Source organism: Amycolatopsis sp. NPDC059027, from assembly GCF_042739735.1.
Taxonomy (GTDB): domain Bacteria; phylum Actinomycetota; class Actinomycetes; order Mycobacteriales; family Pseudonocardiaceae; genus Amycolatopsis.
In genome coordinates this window covers 1-16,700 of the sequence record NZ_JBHYIK010000003.1, presented here as the reverse complement: position 1 = coordinate 16,700, position 16,700 = coordinate 1, and the positions used below count along the sequence as shown (strand labels likewise).

Here is a 16,700-nt window from a genome sequence, read left to right as displayed (position 1 = left end):
CTGGTCCTTTTGGGTGTTTGTGGGGGGCCCCCCCCCCCCGGGGGGGGGCGGCGGCGGCCGCGGGGGGGGCGCCCCCCCCCCACGCCGGGGCTACAGGGCCAGCAATTCGGGCCGCCCTGTCGCGGGCGTGGCGTCGGCGAGCCTGCGCACCAGTGCGGCGGCGACCGGTTCGGTGGCCGCCGCGCCGTCCCGCCCGGCCGGGGTGTTCATCTGCTCGGTGAGCAGCATTCCCGGCCGTGTCACGAAGAACTCCGTGGCCGGGTGCTGTGCCGCGGCCCAGTGGGTCAGGCCTTCGACGGCGTGTTTCGCGGCGACGTAGTGCGGCCAGTCCGCGGGTGGCGCGGTGATCGCGGACGAGGAGACGACGAGGCATCGGCCGCCTGCCTTGTCCACCGCGTCGAGCAGGCCCGCCATCGGTGCGCTGACCAAGGCGAACGCGTCGGCCACGAACTCCTGGACCCGGCCGAGCCCTGCCGGGTCCAGCCGGAGCGGCCGGATGGGCGGCGCGGCACTGCACACCAGGAGATCGAGCGCGTGGTCCGCGGCGTGCGCGACGTCCTGTGCCCACCGTGCCCCGGTCGCGTCGCCCGGGCAGGAAACGACTTCGCCACCCAGTTCCGCGCCAAGGGCGGCCAGCTCGGCCAGGTCGCCGGGGGTGCCGCGATGGCCGACCAGCACCCGGCCGCCCTGGCTCGCCAGCGCGAGCACCAGTGCCGCGCCGAGGCCGCGGCTGCCGCCGACGACGGCGGAAACGTGCCCGCGAAGCCGGTCGGAACGCGGCAGCAGTTCGAGAATCCGCTCGGCCGAAGGCGCCGGGACCGGTCGGCGGACGAGGGTTTCCAGCGTCGTTTCGGCCACCGTGGTGCCACCGCCGTGCAGCCGGCCTTCGGTGGTCAGCAGCCCGAACCGGGGATCGAAATCGGCCACCTCCGCGGTGTAGCCCAGTTCCCGCGGCTCGGTGGCCGTCGCCGGGCGGAGACGCAGGGAGAAGCCGTTCAGCAGGCAGTCACGGCCGGGGAGTTCCATTCCCGCGAGGAAACTGCACCAGAGCAGGCAGGTCAGGGGAAACCGGCCGAGCAACCGGGCCGCGGCGGGCCAGCGCTCGCACAGGGCGTCGAGAGCGTCCCCCGGCCCGTAGGCACCGGTGACCGAGAATCCGGGAACCAATTCGCCGGTGGTCACCACGCGCGGTTCCCGCCGAGGCGTGCGCGGACGGTACCGAGTTTCCCCCGCGGAACCGCGCAGCAGGGTGATGTTCAGGCAGGGCGTCCCACCGTCGGTGACGCTGACCCGAATTCGATCGCCCACTTCCTGGGAAACCGCTGTTTCGTAGGTGATGCCCGGCTGGGTCGGCTGCCGGAATTCGACGTCGGCGCCGTGAATTCCGTCCGCGTCGACCGCGCCCGCGATCTCGTCGAGCGCGGCGACCGCCGCGAGCACACCGTGGGCCACCGGTTTTCCGAACGGTGTCCGCCGGGCGTATTCCGCCGAGGTGTGCAACGGGTTGTGGTCGCCGCTGGCCTCGGCGAACAGGGTGAGATCGGCTGGGGTCAATAGCATCGAAACTCCGTCCCGAAAGGCCGCCCGACGGGGCGGGAATGTCACTTCCTATTGACAGGGAAGTCGAACGATGGCATCGCCGCTTACCTGGTGAACGCGCTTGCTGCGTCGGGGAATCGTGTCGTAGCCTCCACCTCGTTCGCAATCTTGCCGTTGCCTGACGCGCGGCCGAGCGATTTCTCACCAACGCGTCGCGGGCACGGGTCAACCAATGTCCTCAATGGAGTGTGGCCCCATGGAACAGAGCCGGGATCCCGGTGTGGTCGTGGACGCCGACAATGGTCCGGACCTCGTAGGGAAAGCTGTCGTGACGGCACTGCAGGCGGTGCTGGGTGTGTCCGAAGTGCCGTGGGAAAGCCGGTTCGGGGTGCTCGGCGGTGATTCGCTGCGCGCCGTCCGGGTCCTTTCCCGGCTGTGGCGCGAACTCGGCGTCGAAATCCCCGTGCACGCGCTGCCGCCGCACACGACCGTCGCGGAATTCACCGATGTCGTACGCGAACACGTCGAGGCGGCGCGGGCATGAGCGACGCTTGCGGGCGAATCATGGACATCATGCGCCAAAGGGGATTGGGCGCTGTCTCGCGAAGCGAGGCGATCGCATGAGCGACGCGGTCAAGCCCGGGATCGCGGTGGCGGGCACGTTCACCCTCGAAGTGGTCACCGCCGCGATGGCGACGATCCTCGACGAGGTGGAGCCCGGCCGGTCCGTGACCGTCGCTCCCTACGGCCAGGTGCTCGAAGCCCTGCACGACCCCGCCGGCGTGCTGCTGACCAACACCGGGGTGAACGTCCTGCTGCTGCGGCCGGAGGATTTCGCCCGCGGTGACGGGCTCGGCGAGCGCGCCGACGCGATGGTCACCGAGTTCCTCGCCACCCTCGGCGGTGTTCCCGATCATTCGGTCGCCACCTGGCTCGTCGCCGTCACGCCGAGTTCGCCCGCTGTTACGGCGGACGCCGCGCTCGCCCGGTGGGTAGGGCAGACGGCCGAGCGGATCACCGCCACGGCCGAGGCGACACCGGGGATGTACCCGATCTCGCTCGACCGGGTGGCGGAGCTGTACGAGGTGGCCGAGACCCACGACGAGTACGCCGACCGGATCGGGCACCTGCCCTACACCGACGAATACTGCGAAGCGGTGGCCACCTGGCTGGTCCGCCAGGCCGTGAGCAGCTGGGGGAAGCCGAAGAAGGTCATCGTGCTCGACTGTGACAACACGTTGTGGACCGGCATCTGCGGTGAGGACGGTCCGACAGGGGTGCGGATCGGCGAATCGCGCCGCTGGCTGCAGGAATTCATGCTGGCGCAGCGGTCCAGTGGAAAGCTGCTGTGCCTCTGCAGCCGGAACAACCAGGAGGACGTCGAAGAGGTCTTCACGCGCAACTCCGACATGGTGCTGTCGTGGGACGACGTCTCCGCGCACCGGATCGGCTGGAACCCGAAGGCCCAGTCGCTGGCCGAACTGGCCGACGAACTGGACCTCGCGCTGGGCTCGTTCGTCTTCGTCGACGACGACGCCGTCGAATGCGCGTCCGTCCGCGCACAGCTGCCCGAGGTCACGGTGGTGGAGCTTTCCCGTGCGGAGGACCGGATCCGCGGGCAGATCGAGCACACCTGGGCCTTCGACCAGTTGTCGGTCACCGAAGAGGACCGGTTGCGGGCCGACTGGTACTCGACCCGCCGCGAGCGGGTCGCGCTTCGGGACACCAGCGCCGACTACCAGGACTTCCTCGACCGGTGCGCGATCGAGGTGACCTTCACCGCGCTCACCGACGACGGCCTCGACCGCGCGGCGCAGCTCACCGCCCGGACCACCCAGTTCAACCTCGCCGGCGCCGTCTACTCGGTACCGCGGCTGCGTGCGTTGCTGGCCGGGGCGGGCCAGGGCTGGGCGGTCCGGGTGCGGGACCGTTTCGGCGACTACGGGACGGTCGGGCTGGTCGTCGCCGAGCAGCGGGGCGACGTCGTCGAACTGCCGGTCTTCCTGATGAGCTGCCGGGTGCTGAACCGGCGGGTCGAGCACGAGGTGCTCCGGTTCGTGGCCGGGCACGCGGACCGGCTGGGCGCCGAGACGCTGCTCCTCCCGTTGCGCCCGACCGCGCGCAACGCGCCCGCGCGCATGTTCGTCGAGCAGCTGACCGGGGTCCTCCCCGGCGCGAACGACGCCCCGTCGACCGTCTCCGTGCCGGTGCGCGACTGGGTGCCGCAGCTCACCCGGCGCTGAGCCCGATCCAAGGGAGAAATCGCGATGTCCAGTGAATTGAGGAGCGCGGGACCGATCGTCCTGCCGCTCACCGAAGCACAGCGAGAGCTGCTCGCTCTCGACCGCATCGTCGCGGTCCCGCACCTGTACAACATCGTCGTCGAGGCGGAGCTGGACCCGGCCCTGCCGCCGGACGAGCTCGCCGCGGCGTTCGCCGCCGTCCTCGAGGTGCAGCCCGCGCTGAGGATGGGGCTCGTCGACGGGCCGGACGGCGGCGGCCTGCTCGTCGCGCCCGGTCCGGAAACCGCCGCCGCGTTCGGCGAATGGGCCGTCCCCGCCGCGGAGTTCGACGCCTGCCGCGCCGCCGCGCTCGGCGAACTGGGCGACACGGTGTTCGCGCTCGACCGGCCGCCGCTCGTCCGCGCCTTGCACGTCCGTGCCGACGACGGCACCCGGGCCGTGCTGGTGCTGGCGGTGCACCATTCGGTGTTCGACGGCTACTCGGTCGGCATCCTGCTGAGCGAGCTGAACACCGCGCTGCGGGGCGGCCTCGACCGCGAAACCCTGATCGCAGAACGCGAATCGGCGCTCGGGGAGGAACTCGGGCGGCAGCTGGCCACCGCCATGACCGAACAGGCCGACGCCGCGGCGGCCGCACTCGCCGAACGTCTCCGGCGGGCCCCGGCGACCGTGCTGTACCCGGCCCCGGCGCGTCCGGTGGAGACCGGGTTCGCCGGCGAGCGCCGGGAAATCCGGCTCACCGCCGAGGAATCCGCCACGGTCGACCGGGTCTGCCGCGAACTGGAGATCAGTCCCTTCACCTACTTCTCCGCACTGCATTCGGTGACGCTGGCGCGGCACGCCGACGTCGAGTCCGTCGTCTTCGGGGCCACCGTGATGACCCGGCGCACACCGCGGGCCTTCGATCTGTGCGGGTACTTCGTCGCCACCGTACCGCTGGTCGTGAATGTCCACTGGGGACAGTCGTTCGCCGATTTCGCTTGCGGGGTGGTGCTTCCGGAGGCGGAACGGGTTGTCGCCGACTCCGTCGTCCCGCTGAGCAAGGTCGCGCGGCACGTGATGCCCGATCGCACGGGCAACCGCAACCCGATCTTCACCACGCTGGTCACCATGCAGGAACCCGTGGACGGCGCGGCTGGCGCGCCGGTCCGGTCGATGCGCCAGCACGGCAACGGGACCGCGAAGTTCGATCTGCTGCTGTGGGTCCGGCCCACCCGCGAAGGCTGGGTGCTGGAGGTCGAGCACGACGTCCAGCTGCTGCCCGAACCCGTCGTGTCCGGGTACGTCGAGTCGTTGCGCTCGGCGATCGCCGGGACGGCGCACGCAGGCGTCACCCTGCGCGGGCTGTTCTCGGACGGTCCCGCCGTCCCCGCTCTCGACGGAACTCCGCGGTTCGACTGCGACTTCGCCCGGCGCGTGCTCGAAGTCGCCGACGCCGACCCGGCCGCGCTCGCCATCGAAGAGGGCCGGACCCGGGTCACCTACGGCGAACTCGCCGAGCGGGTCCGCGCGGTCACCGGCGGACTCGCCGAGCGAGGGGTGGGGCCTGGCGACATCGTCGGCGTCACGGCCGACAACCTGCCCGACAGCGTGGTCGCGGTGCTGGCCGTGCTCGCGCGCCGCGCCGTCTACCTCCCGCTCGACCTCGAACTCCCCGCCGAACGGGTGGCGGAGATGGTCGGGCGGGCGCGCTGCCGGATGGTCGTCGGGACCGGCGAGGTGCCCGGCGCGCGGGTGTTCGGCGTCGGCGAACTCCTTGGCGCCGCAACGGAACCAAGCCAGGCCGACCATCGCGAGCACGGGGTGTACGCGATGTTCACCTCGGGTTCCACCGGACGCCCCAAGGGCGTGCTCATGGCCAACGCGCCGCTGGCGAACCTCGCGGCCTGGCAGCTCGGCGCGTTGCGGATGAGCGCGGGCACCCGGTTCCTGCAGTACGCGCCGCTCGGTTTCGACGTCTCGTTCCAGGAGATCATGCCGACGCTGCTGGCCGGGGGGACGCTGGTGTCGCGGCGCCCGGTCGACCGGCAGGATCTGCCCGCGCTGGCCCGTCGCGTGGCGGTGACCGGCGTGACCCACGTCTATCTGCCCGCCGCCGCGCTCGGCGCGTTCACCAGGGCCGTGCGGACGGCCGGGGACCTGCTGCCGGACGTGCGCTTCCTGTGCGTGGCGGGCGAACAGGTGGTGGCGGACGAAGGCGTGCAACGGTTCTTCGCCGAACGGCCGCACATCGCGCTGGTGAACATGTACGGGCCGACCGAAACCCATGTCACCACCGCGGCGTTCTTCGAGGCGTCCGCGCAGCCGTGGCCGGTGCACGCGCCGATCGGCCGTCCGCTGCCCGCGGTGTCGGCGCGGATCGTCGACGTGACGGGGCATCGCGCGCCCTGCGGCGTGGCCGGTGAGCTGCTGCTCGGCGGCGTCGCACCGGCGCTGGGTTACGTGAACGATCCCGAGCGCACCGCCGAACGGTTCGTCGACGGCGAGTACCGGACCGGCGACCAGGTGCTCGTCGACGCCTCGGGAACGCTCGTCTACCTGGGACGCAAGGACGGCCAGGTGAAGATCCGCGGGTACCGGGTGGAACTGGGCGAGATCGAGGCGGCTGCGAACGCGCTCGACGGCGTGCAGCGCGCCGTCGCCGCGGTCGGGCCGGAACCCGCCAGGCGTCTGCTGCTGTTCTTCGTTCCGGCCAAGGACGCGGCCGACGCCGGGGACGTGCGGGCCGCGCTGGCCAGGCGGCTGCCGGGGTACATGGTCCCCGCACAGGTCTTTCCGATCGATTCGGTACCGACCGGGTTCACCGGGAAACTCGACCGCGCCGCCCTGCTGCGCAAGGTGGGCGAGGCGGTGGCCGGTGAGCCGGTGGTGGACGACACCGGGACGCCACCCACCCCGCTCGAAGCCGAACTCCGCGCGCTGTGGGAGGACGTGCTGCGCGTGCCGGTCTCGCTCGGCGGCTCGCTCGTCGAAGCCGGGGCGCACTCGCTGAACGTCGTCACCGTGCTGAGCCAGGTGGAGGACAAGTACGGCGTTTCCGTGCCAGTGCTGGACTTCTTCCGCGAGCCGACCGTCCGTGCGCTGGCCTGCCACGTCGAGGTGGAACGGGGGAGGGCATGACGGCGGCCGGGGTTCGCGCACCCCTGATGCACAAGCTCGGCTCCGGTGCCACCGGGCGCAGGCTGGTGGCGCTCCCACCGGCGGGCGGCGGGATTCTGCCCTACCTCGGCCTGGCGGGGTCGCTGGTCCGGCACGGGGACGTCCACGCCGTGCGTGCGTCCGGACTTGTCGACGGCGAGGAACCGGACACCGACGTCCCTGCCATGGTCGCGCGTTGCCTCGACGCGGTCCTCGCGCTGCCGACGCCACCCGACGCACTCATCGGCTGGTCTCTCGGTGGCGTGCTGGCGTGGGAGGTCGCCGCGCGGCTGGCGGAACGGAGCGGGCACACCGCCGCGGTCGTCCTGCTCGACAGCTTCGTGACGTTGCCGCCCGGATCCGACCTTGACGCCTTCGCCGCGGCGATCGCGGACACGCTGCCGCCGACGGCGTCGGACGAGGAACGGGCGCGGTTCCGCCGAACCGCGGCGGCACACGTCCACGCCGCGGCGAAGCACGAGGTGACCGTCCGCCACGAGGGACCCGCGCTGCTGCTCGCCTGCGCCGACGGTCCGGTGGCCCGGCAGCACGCCGACTGGGCGCGGTTGTCCGCGCGGCTGGCCGGTCAGGTGATCGAGGGCGGCCATTTCGAGGTGCTCGGACCGGCCCGGTTGCCCGCGGCCGCCGGGTACGTCGACGAGTTCCTGCGTCAAGTGTTCGCGAGCGCCGGAAAGCCGACTGGGGAAAGCCGACTGGGGGAAAGCCATGGACAACCTGAGTGATGGCAAGCCGTTCGCGCTGCTGCACCGCCCGTCGGTCACCGGGGCGGGGACGCTCGAACTGTTCCGCGGTCCGGTGACCGAGGTGGCGGATCTCGCCGCGCTGCCGGAGGCCGGTACGGCCACCGGGCCGTCGGTCCTCGCCGTGGTCCCGTTCCGGCAGGTCGCCGAACGCGGCTACGCCTGCCACGACGACGGCGCGCCGCTGCTGGCGATGCGCATCGAGGAACGCGCGTCGCTGACGGTCGAGGACTTCGTCGCGACCACGCCGGATCAGGACGTGCGGTTCGACGCGGCCGGGTTCGACCTCGACGACGACACCTACGCCGAAATCGTCCGTAACGTGCTGGCCGAGGAGATCGGTACCGGTGCCGGGGCCAACTTCGTGATCAAGCGGTCGTACTCGGCGCGCGTGCGCGACTTCTCGGTGGCGACGGAACTGGCGCTCTTCCGGCGTCTTCTGCTCGGCGAGGACGGGGCGCACTGGACGTTCCTGATCCACACCGGACAGCGGACGTTCGTCGGAGCCAGCCCCGAACGGCATGTGAGCCTCGACGGCGGCGTCGCCACCATGAACCCGATCAGCGGCACGCTCCGGCATTCCGGGGCCGGGGCGACGCTCGGCGGCGTGCTCGACTTCCTCGCCGACCGCAAGGAGGTCGAGGAGCTCTACATGGTCGTCGACGAGGAACTGAAGATGATGGCGGGACTCTGCCCCGACGGTGTCGAGGTGGACGGCCCGTACCTGCGGCAGATGCGGCATCTGACGCACACGGAGTACTTCGTCCGCGGCCGCACCCGGCAACCACCGCGGGAGATCCTGCGGCAGACCCTTTTGGCGCCCACGGTCACCGGAAGTCCTGTCGAGAGCGCGTGTTCGGTGCTACGCAGGCACGAGCGCGCCGGGCGCGGCTACTACAGCGGAGTGGCGGCACTGCTCGGCCGCGACGTCGCCGGTGAGTCCACAGTGGACTCGACGATTCTGATCCGCACCGCGGAGCTGTCCCCGGCCGGTGAGCTGAGCCTCGGTGTCGGCGCGACACTGGTCCGGCACTCCGATCCGGTGAGCGAAGTCGCCGAGACACACGCGAAGGCGGCGGGTTTCCTTTCGGCGCTGCGAGGGGAGAAACGGGTCACGGCAGGCGGTCCGCCGCCCGGCCTGACCGAACATCCCGAAGTGCGCGGGCGGCTGACCGCTCGCAACGACGGGCTGGCGCGGTTCTGGCTGCGCCGGAGCAGGGCGCAGGACTGGCTCGCGCCGGAACTGGCCGGGCTCCGCGCGCTGGTGGTGGACAACGAGGACACGTTCACCGCGATGCTGGCCTGTCAGTTGCGCGCGCTCGGGCTGGGTGTCACCGTCGCGCACTGGCGGGACGTCCCCGCCCACCACGGATTCGACGTCGTGGTGCCCGGGCCGGGACCGGGCGACCCGGACGACGTGCGCGAGCCGAAGATCGCCCGGCTGCACACATTGGTCGGAGAACTGCTCACCACGCGCAAGCCGTTCGTGGCGGTTTGCCTTTCGCACCAGGTGCTGAGCAGGTTGCTCGGCCTCGAGATCCGCCGCAGGCCGGAACCGAACCAGGGTGTCCGGCACCGGGTCGACCTGTTCGGGGAACCGGTCGACGCGGGGTTCTACAACACGTTCGCCGCACACGCGGACACCTCGCGCCTGCTCACCGCGCGCTGCGCGGAGCCGGTGCAGGTCTGCCGGGACGAGCTCACCGGCGAGGTGCACGCGTTGAGCGGCCCGGGATTCACCTCGGTGCAGTTCCACCCGGAATCACTGCTCACCGAGCACGGTCCCACGTTGCTCCGCAATCTCGTCACCACCGTTCTGTGGCCGGGCGTGCGCATCGCCGACCGGATCAACCGAGTCTCCAGCGCGAAGGAATGAGTGATGTCTGTCGTACCCACCAGTCTCCTCGGCGTCCGGCCCTCGGCTCCAGCGCCCGACGCCGAACTCCTGGCTCTGCGAGCCCGTCCCGCCGAGCAGCAGCCCACCTGGCCCGACCACGCCGCGCTCGCCGCGGTGACCGACGAACTGCGTGCCGCGCCCGATCTGGTCACCGGTGCGGAGATCGGGGAACTGCGCGGCCTGCTCGCGGGTGTCGCCGAGGGCAGGCTGCGCGTGCTGCAGGCGGGCGACTGCGCCGAGGACCCGGAGCACGCCACCACCGAGCACGTGGCACGCAGGGCCGGGATGCTGGTCTCGCTCGGTGACGTCATGAGCGAACGTTCGCGCCGTCCCGTCGTGCTGGCGGGCCGGATGGGCGGCCAGTTCGCGAAACCGCGCTCGCAGCCCACCGAAGTCCGGGACGGGTGCGAACTCCCGGCCTTCCGCGGTCACCTGGTGAATGGGCCCGCTTTCGACGCGCGGACGCGGGTGCCCGACCCCCGCCGCATGCTGACCGGTTACCGCGCGGCGGCCGACGTCGTCGAGGCGCTCCGCCGGGCGCGTCCGGCAGGTGGCGCGCTGAACCTGCCACGGGTCTGGACCAGTCACGAGGCGCTCGTCCTCGACTACGAACTTCCGTTGCTGCGCAAGCACGACGACGATCTGATCCTGACCTCGACGCACTGGCCGTGGGTCGGCGAGCGCACCCGGCGGCTCGACGGCGCCCACGTCCAGTTGCTGTCCCGGATCGCGAATCCGGTGGCGTGCAAGGTCGGGCCCGCCATGACCGCGAGCGAGCTGGTCGCGCTGTGCGAGCGGCTCGACCCGCGCCGCGAGCCGGGCAGGCTCACCCTGATCACCCGGCTGGGAGCGAGTCTGGTCAGCACCCGGCTGCCCGAGCTGGTCGCCGCCGTCCGGCGGGCAGGGCATCCGGTCATCTGGCTGTGCGATCCCATGCACGGCAACACTTTCCGCGGCGCCGGGGGACGGAAGAGCCGGCTGGTCGGATCGCTGATCCGCGAAGTGCTCGGGTTCCACGCGGCGGTCCGCGGGGAGCAGGGCGTGGCGGGCGGCCTGCACCTGGAGGCGACCCCGGAAGACGTCGTCGAATGCGTGCTCGACGAGACGGAACTGGCCGAACTGCCCGCGGGCACCGAACCGCTGTGCGACCCGCGGCTCAACGCCGACCAGGCACGGCTGGTGGCGACCGCCTGGCCGGGCTGAGGCAGTGCCGCGGCCGCGACCCCTATCGACAAGGAGTGAAACCGTCATGTCCACCGTATTCGTCGCCAACAACCGCACCGAGCAGATGGTCGGTGATCTCGGCGCGATGACCGCCGAGCAACGGCGGTTCGCCGGCTACACGGCGCAGCGCATGCTCTGGTACGTCGGCGAAGGAGACATCCTCGTCGTCCCCCACGCGCCCAGCGAGTCGTTCAGCCGGTACCTCACCGAGCTGATGGACGTCGATCTCGGCACCGTGCACATCCTCGCTCCGCCACCCGGGCGGTACGGCGTCGACGTCCTTTCCGCGGACCGGATCGAAAACGCCGAATTCCAGCGTGAACTGAGCGTGCACGTCGAGAAGACCGGTGCGGCCCGGGTGTTCCCGATCATTTTCGACGAGGTGATGACGCGGCTCACCCGCAATTTGGGGCTGGAGCGGTGTACGCCCGGATTCGGTTTCGTCGGGCAGGGCGGCAGCGATCTGCTGAACAGCAAGTCGGTGTTCCGGGCACTGGCAGGGGGAACCGGCTGCCCGATCGCCGAGGGCCGCGTGGTGCGCGACCGTGCGGCGGCCGAGGCGTACCTGTGGGAGCTGCTTTCGGACGGACGCTGCGCCATCGTCAAACAGGACCAGCACGTCGGCGGATTCGGCAACGAGATCATCAGCCCGCGGGAGGGGGTCGATCCGATCGGTGCGCCGCAGGTGCTGGTCATCACCGACCGGCCCGCCCTGCACGAACTGGTCACCCGGCGCTGGCCGTGGTACTCCGGCGAGGACCGCCGCCGGGTCGTGATCGAACACTACGTTCCGGACTGCACGCCGGTGTACGTCGAAATGAGCATCACCGACGAAGGCGTCGCGTTGTTCGGGCACGGCGAAATGCTGACCAAGCCGATTTTCAACGGTCTCGTGATTCCCGCGCAATCCGCTTCCCATCCGGCGTGGCCGAGCTTTCTCGGCGCTGCCGAGAATCTGTGCCAGGCCATTCACGGAATGGGTTACCGAGGCCTGATCAGCATCGACGGAATCGTGTCCCCCGGCGGGGAGATCCTGCTCAACGAGGTGAACGGCAGGGTCGGCGGTTCGACTCACGTCACCCGGCTGACCCAGCACCTGGTGGGGCCGCGCTTCCTCGCCGAACGCGTGGTGATGCAACGGCATTTCTGGCCGGTTCCGTCGTTCGACCGCGCGCTGGCGGCGTTGCGGGCGAACGATCTCGCCTTCGACCGCGACCGGCGCACCGGTGTCGTCATCACCTCCGACGACGTGACCGGGGGAACGGTCGAATACTGCCTGATCGGCGAGGACTTCGAGCACGCGACCGAAATCGAGCACCGGATCGACGAGCTCACGTTTGGTTGACAGTCGACTACTGGAAGCTATCGTCGCTGGGGGACTCTTCAGCGGAGACGCACAAGGGAGGAGCGGACAGCAATGGGCTACCGGGGGCTCGCGAAGAAGTCGATCCTGGCCTGGGCACTCGTCGCGATCGTGGCACGGTTGCCTATCGCGATGGCGCCGCTCGGGCTGGTCTTCCTCGTCCGAGATCGCGCGGGCGGCTATTCACTCGGTGCGACACTCGCCGCCGCGTACGTGGTCGGTGAGGTCGTCGGCGCGCTGTTCATCGGAACGCGCCCGTTCAGCCGTCGCCGCGGCGCGATCTCGGCAGGGCTGGGCGTGGGGGCGGTGGCCTTCGGGCTGCTCGCGCTGGTGCCCTCGGCCCCCGATCCGCTGCTGGTCGTGCTGGCCGGGCTCGCCGGTGCGGCACCGGCGGCGAGCCCTGGCGGCATGCGGACGATGCTGACGCGCCTGGTCGACGAGTCGGTCGTGGCGAGCGCGCTGAGCGCCGAATCCACGTTGACCCAGGCGATCTGGGCGGTCGCGCCGGGGCTGGCGGTGTCGCTGGCGCTGTGGACCGGCGCGAGTTCCCCGATGGCGGTGGCCGCGGTGTGCATGGCGGTCGCCGCGCTGACCCTGCTGCTGCTCCGCGGCGACGGCCGGGCCGCCGAGACGGCGGCCAAGCCGTCGGCACGGGTTTCCGGACATGGCAGGGAACTGCTTGCCGCCTGGCCGATCTACCTGACCAGTGCGGCGTCCATGGCGTTGCTGTCGGCCGCGGAACTCATCCTCACGCCGTTGCTGGAGTTCCGGCACTTCCAGACCGGCTGGGCGGGCGTGCTGCTGACGGTCTTCTCGGTGTCCAGTGCTGCCGGCGCGTTCGTCTACGGCCTCCGGAAGTGGCCGGGCAGCGTGCGTGCGCAGAGCCTGGTGCTGCTGGTCGCCATGTCCGGCTGCGTGGCGCTGATCGCCGTCGCGCCGGGCCTGGCCGGGATCGCCGTCGTGCTGGTCATCGGTGGTCTCTGCCAGGCTGCGGTCGCCGTCACCCGCAACCTGACGCTGCGCGAAAGCCTGCCCGAACCGGCGCACACCGCCGGGTATTCGGTCATGTACGCGGTCCAAGGCATCGGGTACACCCTCACCGCGACGCTGACCGCGCTGGTGCTGGCGTCGTTCACCCCGGTCACCGCGGTGGTCGGCGCGGCGGTGCTGACCCTGTTGCTGACCGTGGCCAGCGCACTCGCCGAACTGCGGACCCGCCGCGGCACCGGGAGTGAGCGGGAAGCCGAGCTGGCGGCGGCGCGGGCCGGGACGTGCGAAGACGGCGAAACGGCCTGATCCGGTCGCCCGTTGGCAGGCACTTGGGGTTGCCGCCCGGTTTCCTGCGGTAACCTCCCGAGGTAGGTGGAGACGTCACCGAACAGCCTTCTACCATGCCATTTGACAACGATGTCTAGCACAAGGACATGAGTGGTGAGTACCTCTACCGAGGTCCAGCAGGACACCAGGTTCTTCGGGCACCCACGAGGGCTCGCGAACCTGTTCGGCGTGGAGATGTGGGAGCGCTTCTCCTTCTACGGCATGCAGGGGATCCTCGCGATCTACCTGTACTACGAGGCCGCGCGAGGGGGTCTCGGCGTCGCGCAGGAAACCGCGCTGGGCATCGTGGGTGCCTACGGCGGTCTCGTCTACCTGTCGGCGGTGGTCGGCGCGTGGGTGGCCGACCGGCTGTTCGGTTCCGAACGGACGTTGTTCTACAGCGCGATCCTGGTCATGATCGGGCACATCAGCCTGGCACTGTTGCCGGGCTTCGCCGGGATCGGCATCGGCCTGGTCTGTGTCGCCGTCGGGAGTGGCGGGCTGAAGTCCAACGCGACGGCGATCGTCGGGACGCTCTACAGCGCCGACGACGAGCGCCGTGACGGCGGGTTCACCCTCTTCTACATGGGCATCAACATCGGTGCCTTCGTCGGGCCGCTGCTGACCGGGCTCGCCCAGAAGGAGGTCGGGTTCCACCTCGGCTTCGGCCTGGCGGCGATCGGGATGGCGCTGGGCCTGATCCAGTACACGATCGGTCGCAAGAACCTCGGCGAAAAGGCCAGGGAGATCCCCAATCCGCTGCCCGCCTCGCAGCGTGTCCTCGTCGCCGGCGCGGTGCTCGTGGTGGCCGCGCTGATCGTCGTGCTGGTGCTCACCGGCGTGATCCGGGCCGACAACCTCGCGAACATCGTGGTGTGGCTGGTCGGCGTCATCTCGGTGATCTACTTCGTCGTGATCCTGACCAGCAAGAAGATCACCGCGGACGAACGCAGCCGGGTGTACTCGTTCATCCCGATGTTCATCGCCAGCGCCGCGTTCTTCTCGCTGTACCAGCAGCAGTTCACCGTCGTGCAGGCCTACACCGACCAGCGGCTCGACCGGGACCTGTTCGGCTGGCAGATGCCGGTGGCCTGGGTCAACTCCATCGTCGCGGTGTTCGTCATCGTCTTCGCCCCGGTCTTCGCCGCGATCTGGACCAAGCTCGGTCCGCGTCAGCCGTCCTCGCCGATGAAGTTCGTGTTCGGCACGGTGCTGATGGGCGTGGCGTTCCTGCTGTTCCTGCCGATGGTCGGGACGGGGGCGAACGGCAGCCCGCTGCTCGCGCTGGTCGGCATTCTCTTCGTGTTCACCGCCGCCGAGCTGTTCCTTTCCCCGGTAGGGCTTTCGCTGTCCACGAAGCTGGCGCCGACGGCTTTCCGCACGCAGATGGTCGCGCTGAACTTCCTGTCCATCTCGTTCGGCACGGCGATGTCCGGCAAGCTCGCGGAGTACTACGACACCAAGAACGAAGCGCCGTACTTCGGCGTCATCGGCGGGGTCGCGATCGCCATCGGTGTGCTGCTGTTCCTCGGCGCGCCCTTCATCCGCAAGCTGATGAAGGGCGTTCACTGAACGCTCGACACGCTGGACGGCGGGCATCCTTCGAGGGTGCCCGCCGTTTTCGTCCGGGCGGGGATCAGCCGACGGTGGTGCCGAAGAGCACGCCGACGAAGTACGTCACCAGCATCGTGAGCGCGCCGACGCCGACGTTGCGCGCGATCGCCCGGCCCACCCTGGCGTCGCCGAGCCGCGCGCTGATCCAGCCGGTGAGGGTGAGGCCGACGAGCACCGCGACGGCGCAGGCCCCGACCCGCAGGGAGACGCCGGCCCACGCGATGGCCAGCAGCGGCAGCAGCGCGCCGACGGTGAACGCGACCAGCGAGGCCCACGCCGCCTGCCACGGGCTCGTCAGGTTGTCCGGGTCGATGCCGAGCTCGGCCTCCGCGTGCGCCTGCAGCGCGTCCTTTTCGGACAGTTCGCGGGCGACCTTCGCGGCGAGCTCCGGGGAGAGGCCCTTCCGCTCGTAGATCTGCGCGAGTTCGGCTTCCTCGGCCTCCGGCATGGTTTTCAGCTCTTGTTTCTCGAGCTGCAACATCGCCTTCTCGGTATCGCGCTGCGTGCTCACCGAGACGTATTCCCCGCCGGCCATCGAAAAGGCGCCCGCGACCAGCCCGGCGATTCCGGCGGTGAGGATCGTTATCCGGTCCGTTGTCGCGCCCGCGACGCCGACCACGATGCCCGCCACGGACACGATCCCGTCATTGGCGCCGAGAACCCCGGCGCGCAGCCAGTTCAGCTTGCCGCCGATGTCGTCGTGGTGCGGCTCGTCCGAGTGCGAGGACGTCTCGTCGTGGATCGTGTCGGTCACCAGTTCAGTGAAACACGAAAATCGGGCAGTGGCTAATCGTGTTCACATTTCCGTGATTAGGTGAAGAAAGGCAATCCTTACGCAGGATCGCCTTACCTTTTCGGTTCGCTCGACCGCATGAGTAAAACGCCCGGCGTCGCGGGATGCGACGCCGGGCGGGTGATACCTTGCCGGAACGGGGGCCGGACAACGCGGACCCCGCCTCGGCGGCCGGATGGTTCTCGGGTGTTCAGCTGTCCAGTTCGGCCAGCGCCTGCTTGGCGCGCTCCAGCTCGGCCTCGAGCTGGGCGACCTTGGCGGCCTGCGCCTCGCGGGCGGCGTTGATGACCTCGTCGATCGGGCCGGACAGGTCCTGGTGCAGCTCCTTGGCCGCGCGGGACACGGCGGCGGCGGGGATCTCGAGGCCCTTGGCCACCCACTTGCTGCCGTTCTTCAGCTCGGCCTGCCATTCACCGTCGGCGGTGCCGGTGACGGTGAGGGTCAGCTCGACCGTACGGGTCTTCTTGGCCGTGGTCTGCGCCTTCGGGCGGCCGCGCTTCGGCTTCGGCTCCTCGGCGGGCTTCTCGTCCGTCTCGGTCTTTTCGGCCGCTTCCGCCGCGGGGGCGTTGGGCTCGGTGGTGTCGTTCTCGGTCTTCGAGGTGTCGGCGGGCTGTGACGCCGGAGCCGCCGCAGCGTCGGCCGTCGCCGGTTCCTCTTCGTGCGTCAGGACATCCACGGTCATCGTTGGTGTCGTCTCCTTGCCCGGAACGGGGGTGGGTACAGCGGCACATCTTAGAACAGGCGTTCGACGTCCGCGATTCGGGGTGGTCGAACGCCGTGAAGGCCTCCTTCACAGCGCTCGAGGCTGTGA

At 70.4% G+C, this 16,700-nt stretch carries 12 protein-coding genes; 9 read left to right on the top strand and 3 right to left on the bottom strand.

Annotation, left to right across the window (positions count from 1 at the left end):
- Window positions 1–90: 90 nt before the first annotated feature.
- Window positions 91–1,560, bottom strand: coding sequence for an SDR family NAD(P)-dependent oxidoreductase (locus ACFWY9_RS02485; RefSeq protein WP_378337980.1), 1,470 nt, complete (start codon window positions 1,558–1,560; stop codon window positions 91–93).
- 235 nt (window positions 1,561–1,795) lie between these two features.
- On the opposite strand from ACFWY9_RS02485, the gene ACFWY9_RS02480 reads away from it, so the two are divergent.
- From ACFWY9_RS02480 to ACFWY9_RS02440, 9 genes are all read left to right on the top strand, one after another.
- Window positions 1,796–2,083: an acyl carrier protein gene (locus ACFWY9_RS02480; protein WP_378327869.1), complete on the top strand. Its 288-nt coding sequence runs from the start codon at window positions 1,796–1,798 to the stop codon at window positions 2,081–2,083.
- A gap of 76 nt (window positions 2,084–2,159) precedes the next feature.
- A complete protein-coding gene (locus ACFWY9_RS02475; protein ID WP_378337979.1) occupies window positions 2,160–3,782 on the top strand; it encodes an HAD-IIIC family phosphatase in 1,623 nt (540 codons plus the stop codon).
- 24 nt (window positions 3,783–3,806) lie between these two features.
- The gene (locus tag ACFWY9_RS02470; protein WP_378337978.1) at window positions 3,807–6,902 is read left to right on the top strand and encodes an amino acid adenylation domain-containing protein; all 3,096 of its coding nucleotides are present in this window, start codon (window positions 3,807–3,809) and stop codon (window positions 6,900–6,902) included.
- Window positions 6,899–7,663: a thioesterase domain-containing protein gene (locus tag ACFWY9_RS02465; protein WP_378327866.1), complete on the top strand. Its 765-nt coding sequence runs from the start codon at window positions 6,899–6,901 to the stop codon at window positions 7,661–7,663. Before ACFWY9_RS02470 ends, ACFWY9_RS02465 begins: the two co-directional genes overlap by 4 nt.
- Window positions 7,647–9,557: an anthranilate synthase family protein gene (locus tag ACFWY9_RS02460; protein ID WP_378337977.1), complete on the top strand. Its 1,911-nt coding sequence runs from the start codon at window positions 7,647–7,649 to the stop codon at window positions 9,555–9,557. The genes ACFWY9_RS02465 and ACFWY9_RS02460 overlap by 17 nt, the downstream gene beginning before the upstream one ends.
- 3 nt (window positions 9,558–9,560) lie before the next feature.
- Window positions 9,561–10,781 carry a 3-deoxy-7-phosphoheptulonate synthase gene (locus ACFWY9_RS02455; protein ID WP_378337976.1) on the top strand — a complete coding sequence of 407 codons (1,221 nt, stop codon included), beginning with the start codon at window positions 9,561–9,563 and terminating at the stop codon, window positions 10,779–10,781.
- 46 nt (window positions 10,782–10,827) lie between these two features.
- Window positions 10,828–12,147: a peptide ligase PGM1-related protein gene (locus ACFWY9_RS02450; protein ID WP_378337975.1), complete on the top strand. Its 1,320-nt coding sequence runs from the start codon at window positions 10,828–10,830 to the stop codon at window positions 12,145–12,147.
- 72 nt (window positions 12,148–12,219) lie between these two features.
- Window positions 12,220–13,461 carry an MFS transporter gene (locus ACFWY9_RS02445; RefSeq protein WP_378327862.1) on the top strand — a complete coding sequence of 414 codons (1,242 nt, stop codon included), beginning with the start codon at window positions 12,220–12,222 and terminating at the stop codon, window positions 13,459–13,461.
- 135 nt (window positions 13,462–13,596) lie between these two features.
- Window positions 13,597–15,054 carry a peptide MFS transporter gene (locus ACFWY9_RS02440; RefSeq protein WP_378337974.1) on the top strand — a complete coding sequence of 486 codons (1,458 nt, stop codon included), beginning with the start codon at window positions 13,597–13,599 and terminating at the stop codon, window positions 15,052–15,054.
- A 64-nt stretch (window positions 15,055–15,118) separates the two neighbouring features.
- Here ACFWY9_RS02440 and ACFWY9_RS02435 read toward each other — a convergent pair whose 3' ends face one another.
- Complete coding sequence (locus ACFWY9_RS02435) at window positions 15,119–15,850, bottom strand: VIT family protein (RefSeq protein ID WP_378337973.1); 732 nt, start codon at window positions 15,848–15,850, stop codon at window positions 15,119–15,121.
- 229 nt (window positions 15,851–16,079) lie between these two features.
- A complete protein-coding gene (locus tag ACFWY9_RS02430; RefSeq protein WP_378337972.1) occupies window positions 16,080–16,571 on the bottom strand; it encodes a DUF6319 family protein in 492 nt (163 codons plus the stop codon).
- Between the last annotated feature and the right edge of the window lie 129 nt (window positions 16,572–16,700).

Bases quoted from the DNA above. Each gene is read 5' to 3' on its own strand.
- ACFWY9_RS02445 (WP_378327862.1), top strand. From the start codon at position 12,220: ATGGGCTACCGGGGGCTCGCGAAGAAGTCGATCCTGGCCTGGGCACTC.
- ACFWY9_RS02470 (WP_378337978.1), top strand. From the start codon at position 3,807: ATGTCCAGTGAATTGAGGAGCGCGGGACCGATCGTCCTGCCGCTCACC.
- ACFWY9_RS02485 (WP_378337980.1), bottom strand. From the start codon at position 1,560: ATGCTATTGACCCCAGCCGATCTCACCCTGTTCGCCGAGGCCAGCGGC.
- ACFWY9_RS02450 (WP_378337975.1), top strand. From the start codon at position 10,828: ATGTCCACCGTATTCGTCGCCAACAACCGCACCGAGCAGATGGTCGGT.
- ACFWY9_RS02480 (WP_378327869.1), top strand. From the start codon at position 1,796: ATGGAACAGAGCCGGGATCCCGGTGTGGTCGTGGACGCCGACAATGGT.
- ACFWY9_RS02430 (WP_378337972.1), bottom strand. From the start codon at position 16,571: ATGACCGTGGATGTCCTGACGCACGAAGAGGAACCGGCGACGGCCGAC.
- ACFWY9_RS02465 (WP_378327866.1), top strand. From the start codon at position 6,899: ATGACGGCGGCCGGGGTTCGCGCACCCCTGATGCACAAGCTCGGCTCC.
- ACFWY9_RS02475 (WP_378337979.1), top strand. From the start codon at position 2,160: ATGAGCGACGCGGTCAAGCCCGGGATCGCGGTGGCGGGCACGTTCACC.
- ACFWY9_RS02455 (WP_378337976.1), top strand. From the start codon at position 9,561: ATGTCTGTCGTACCCACCAGTCTCCTCGGCGTCCGGCCCTCGGCTCCA.
- ACFWY9_RS02460 (WP_378337977.1), top strand. From the start codon at position 7,647: ATGGACAACCTGAGTGATGGCAAGCCGTTCGCGCTGCTGCACCGCCCG.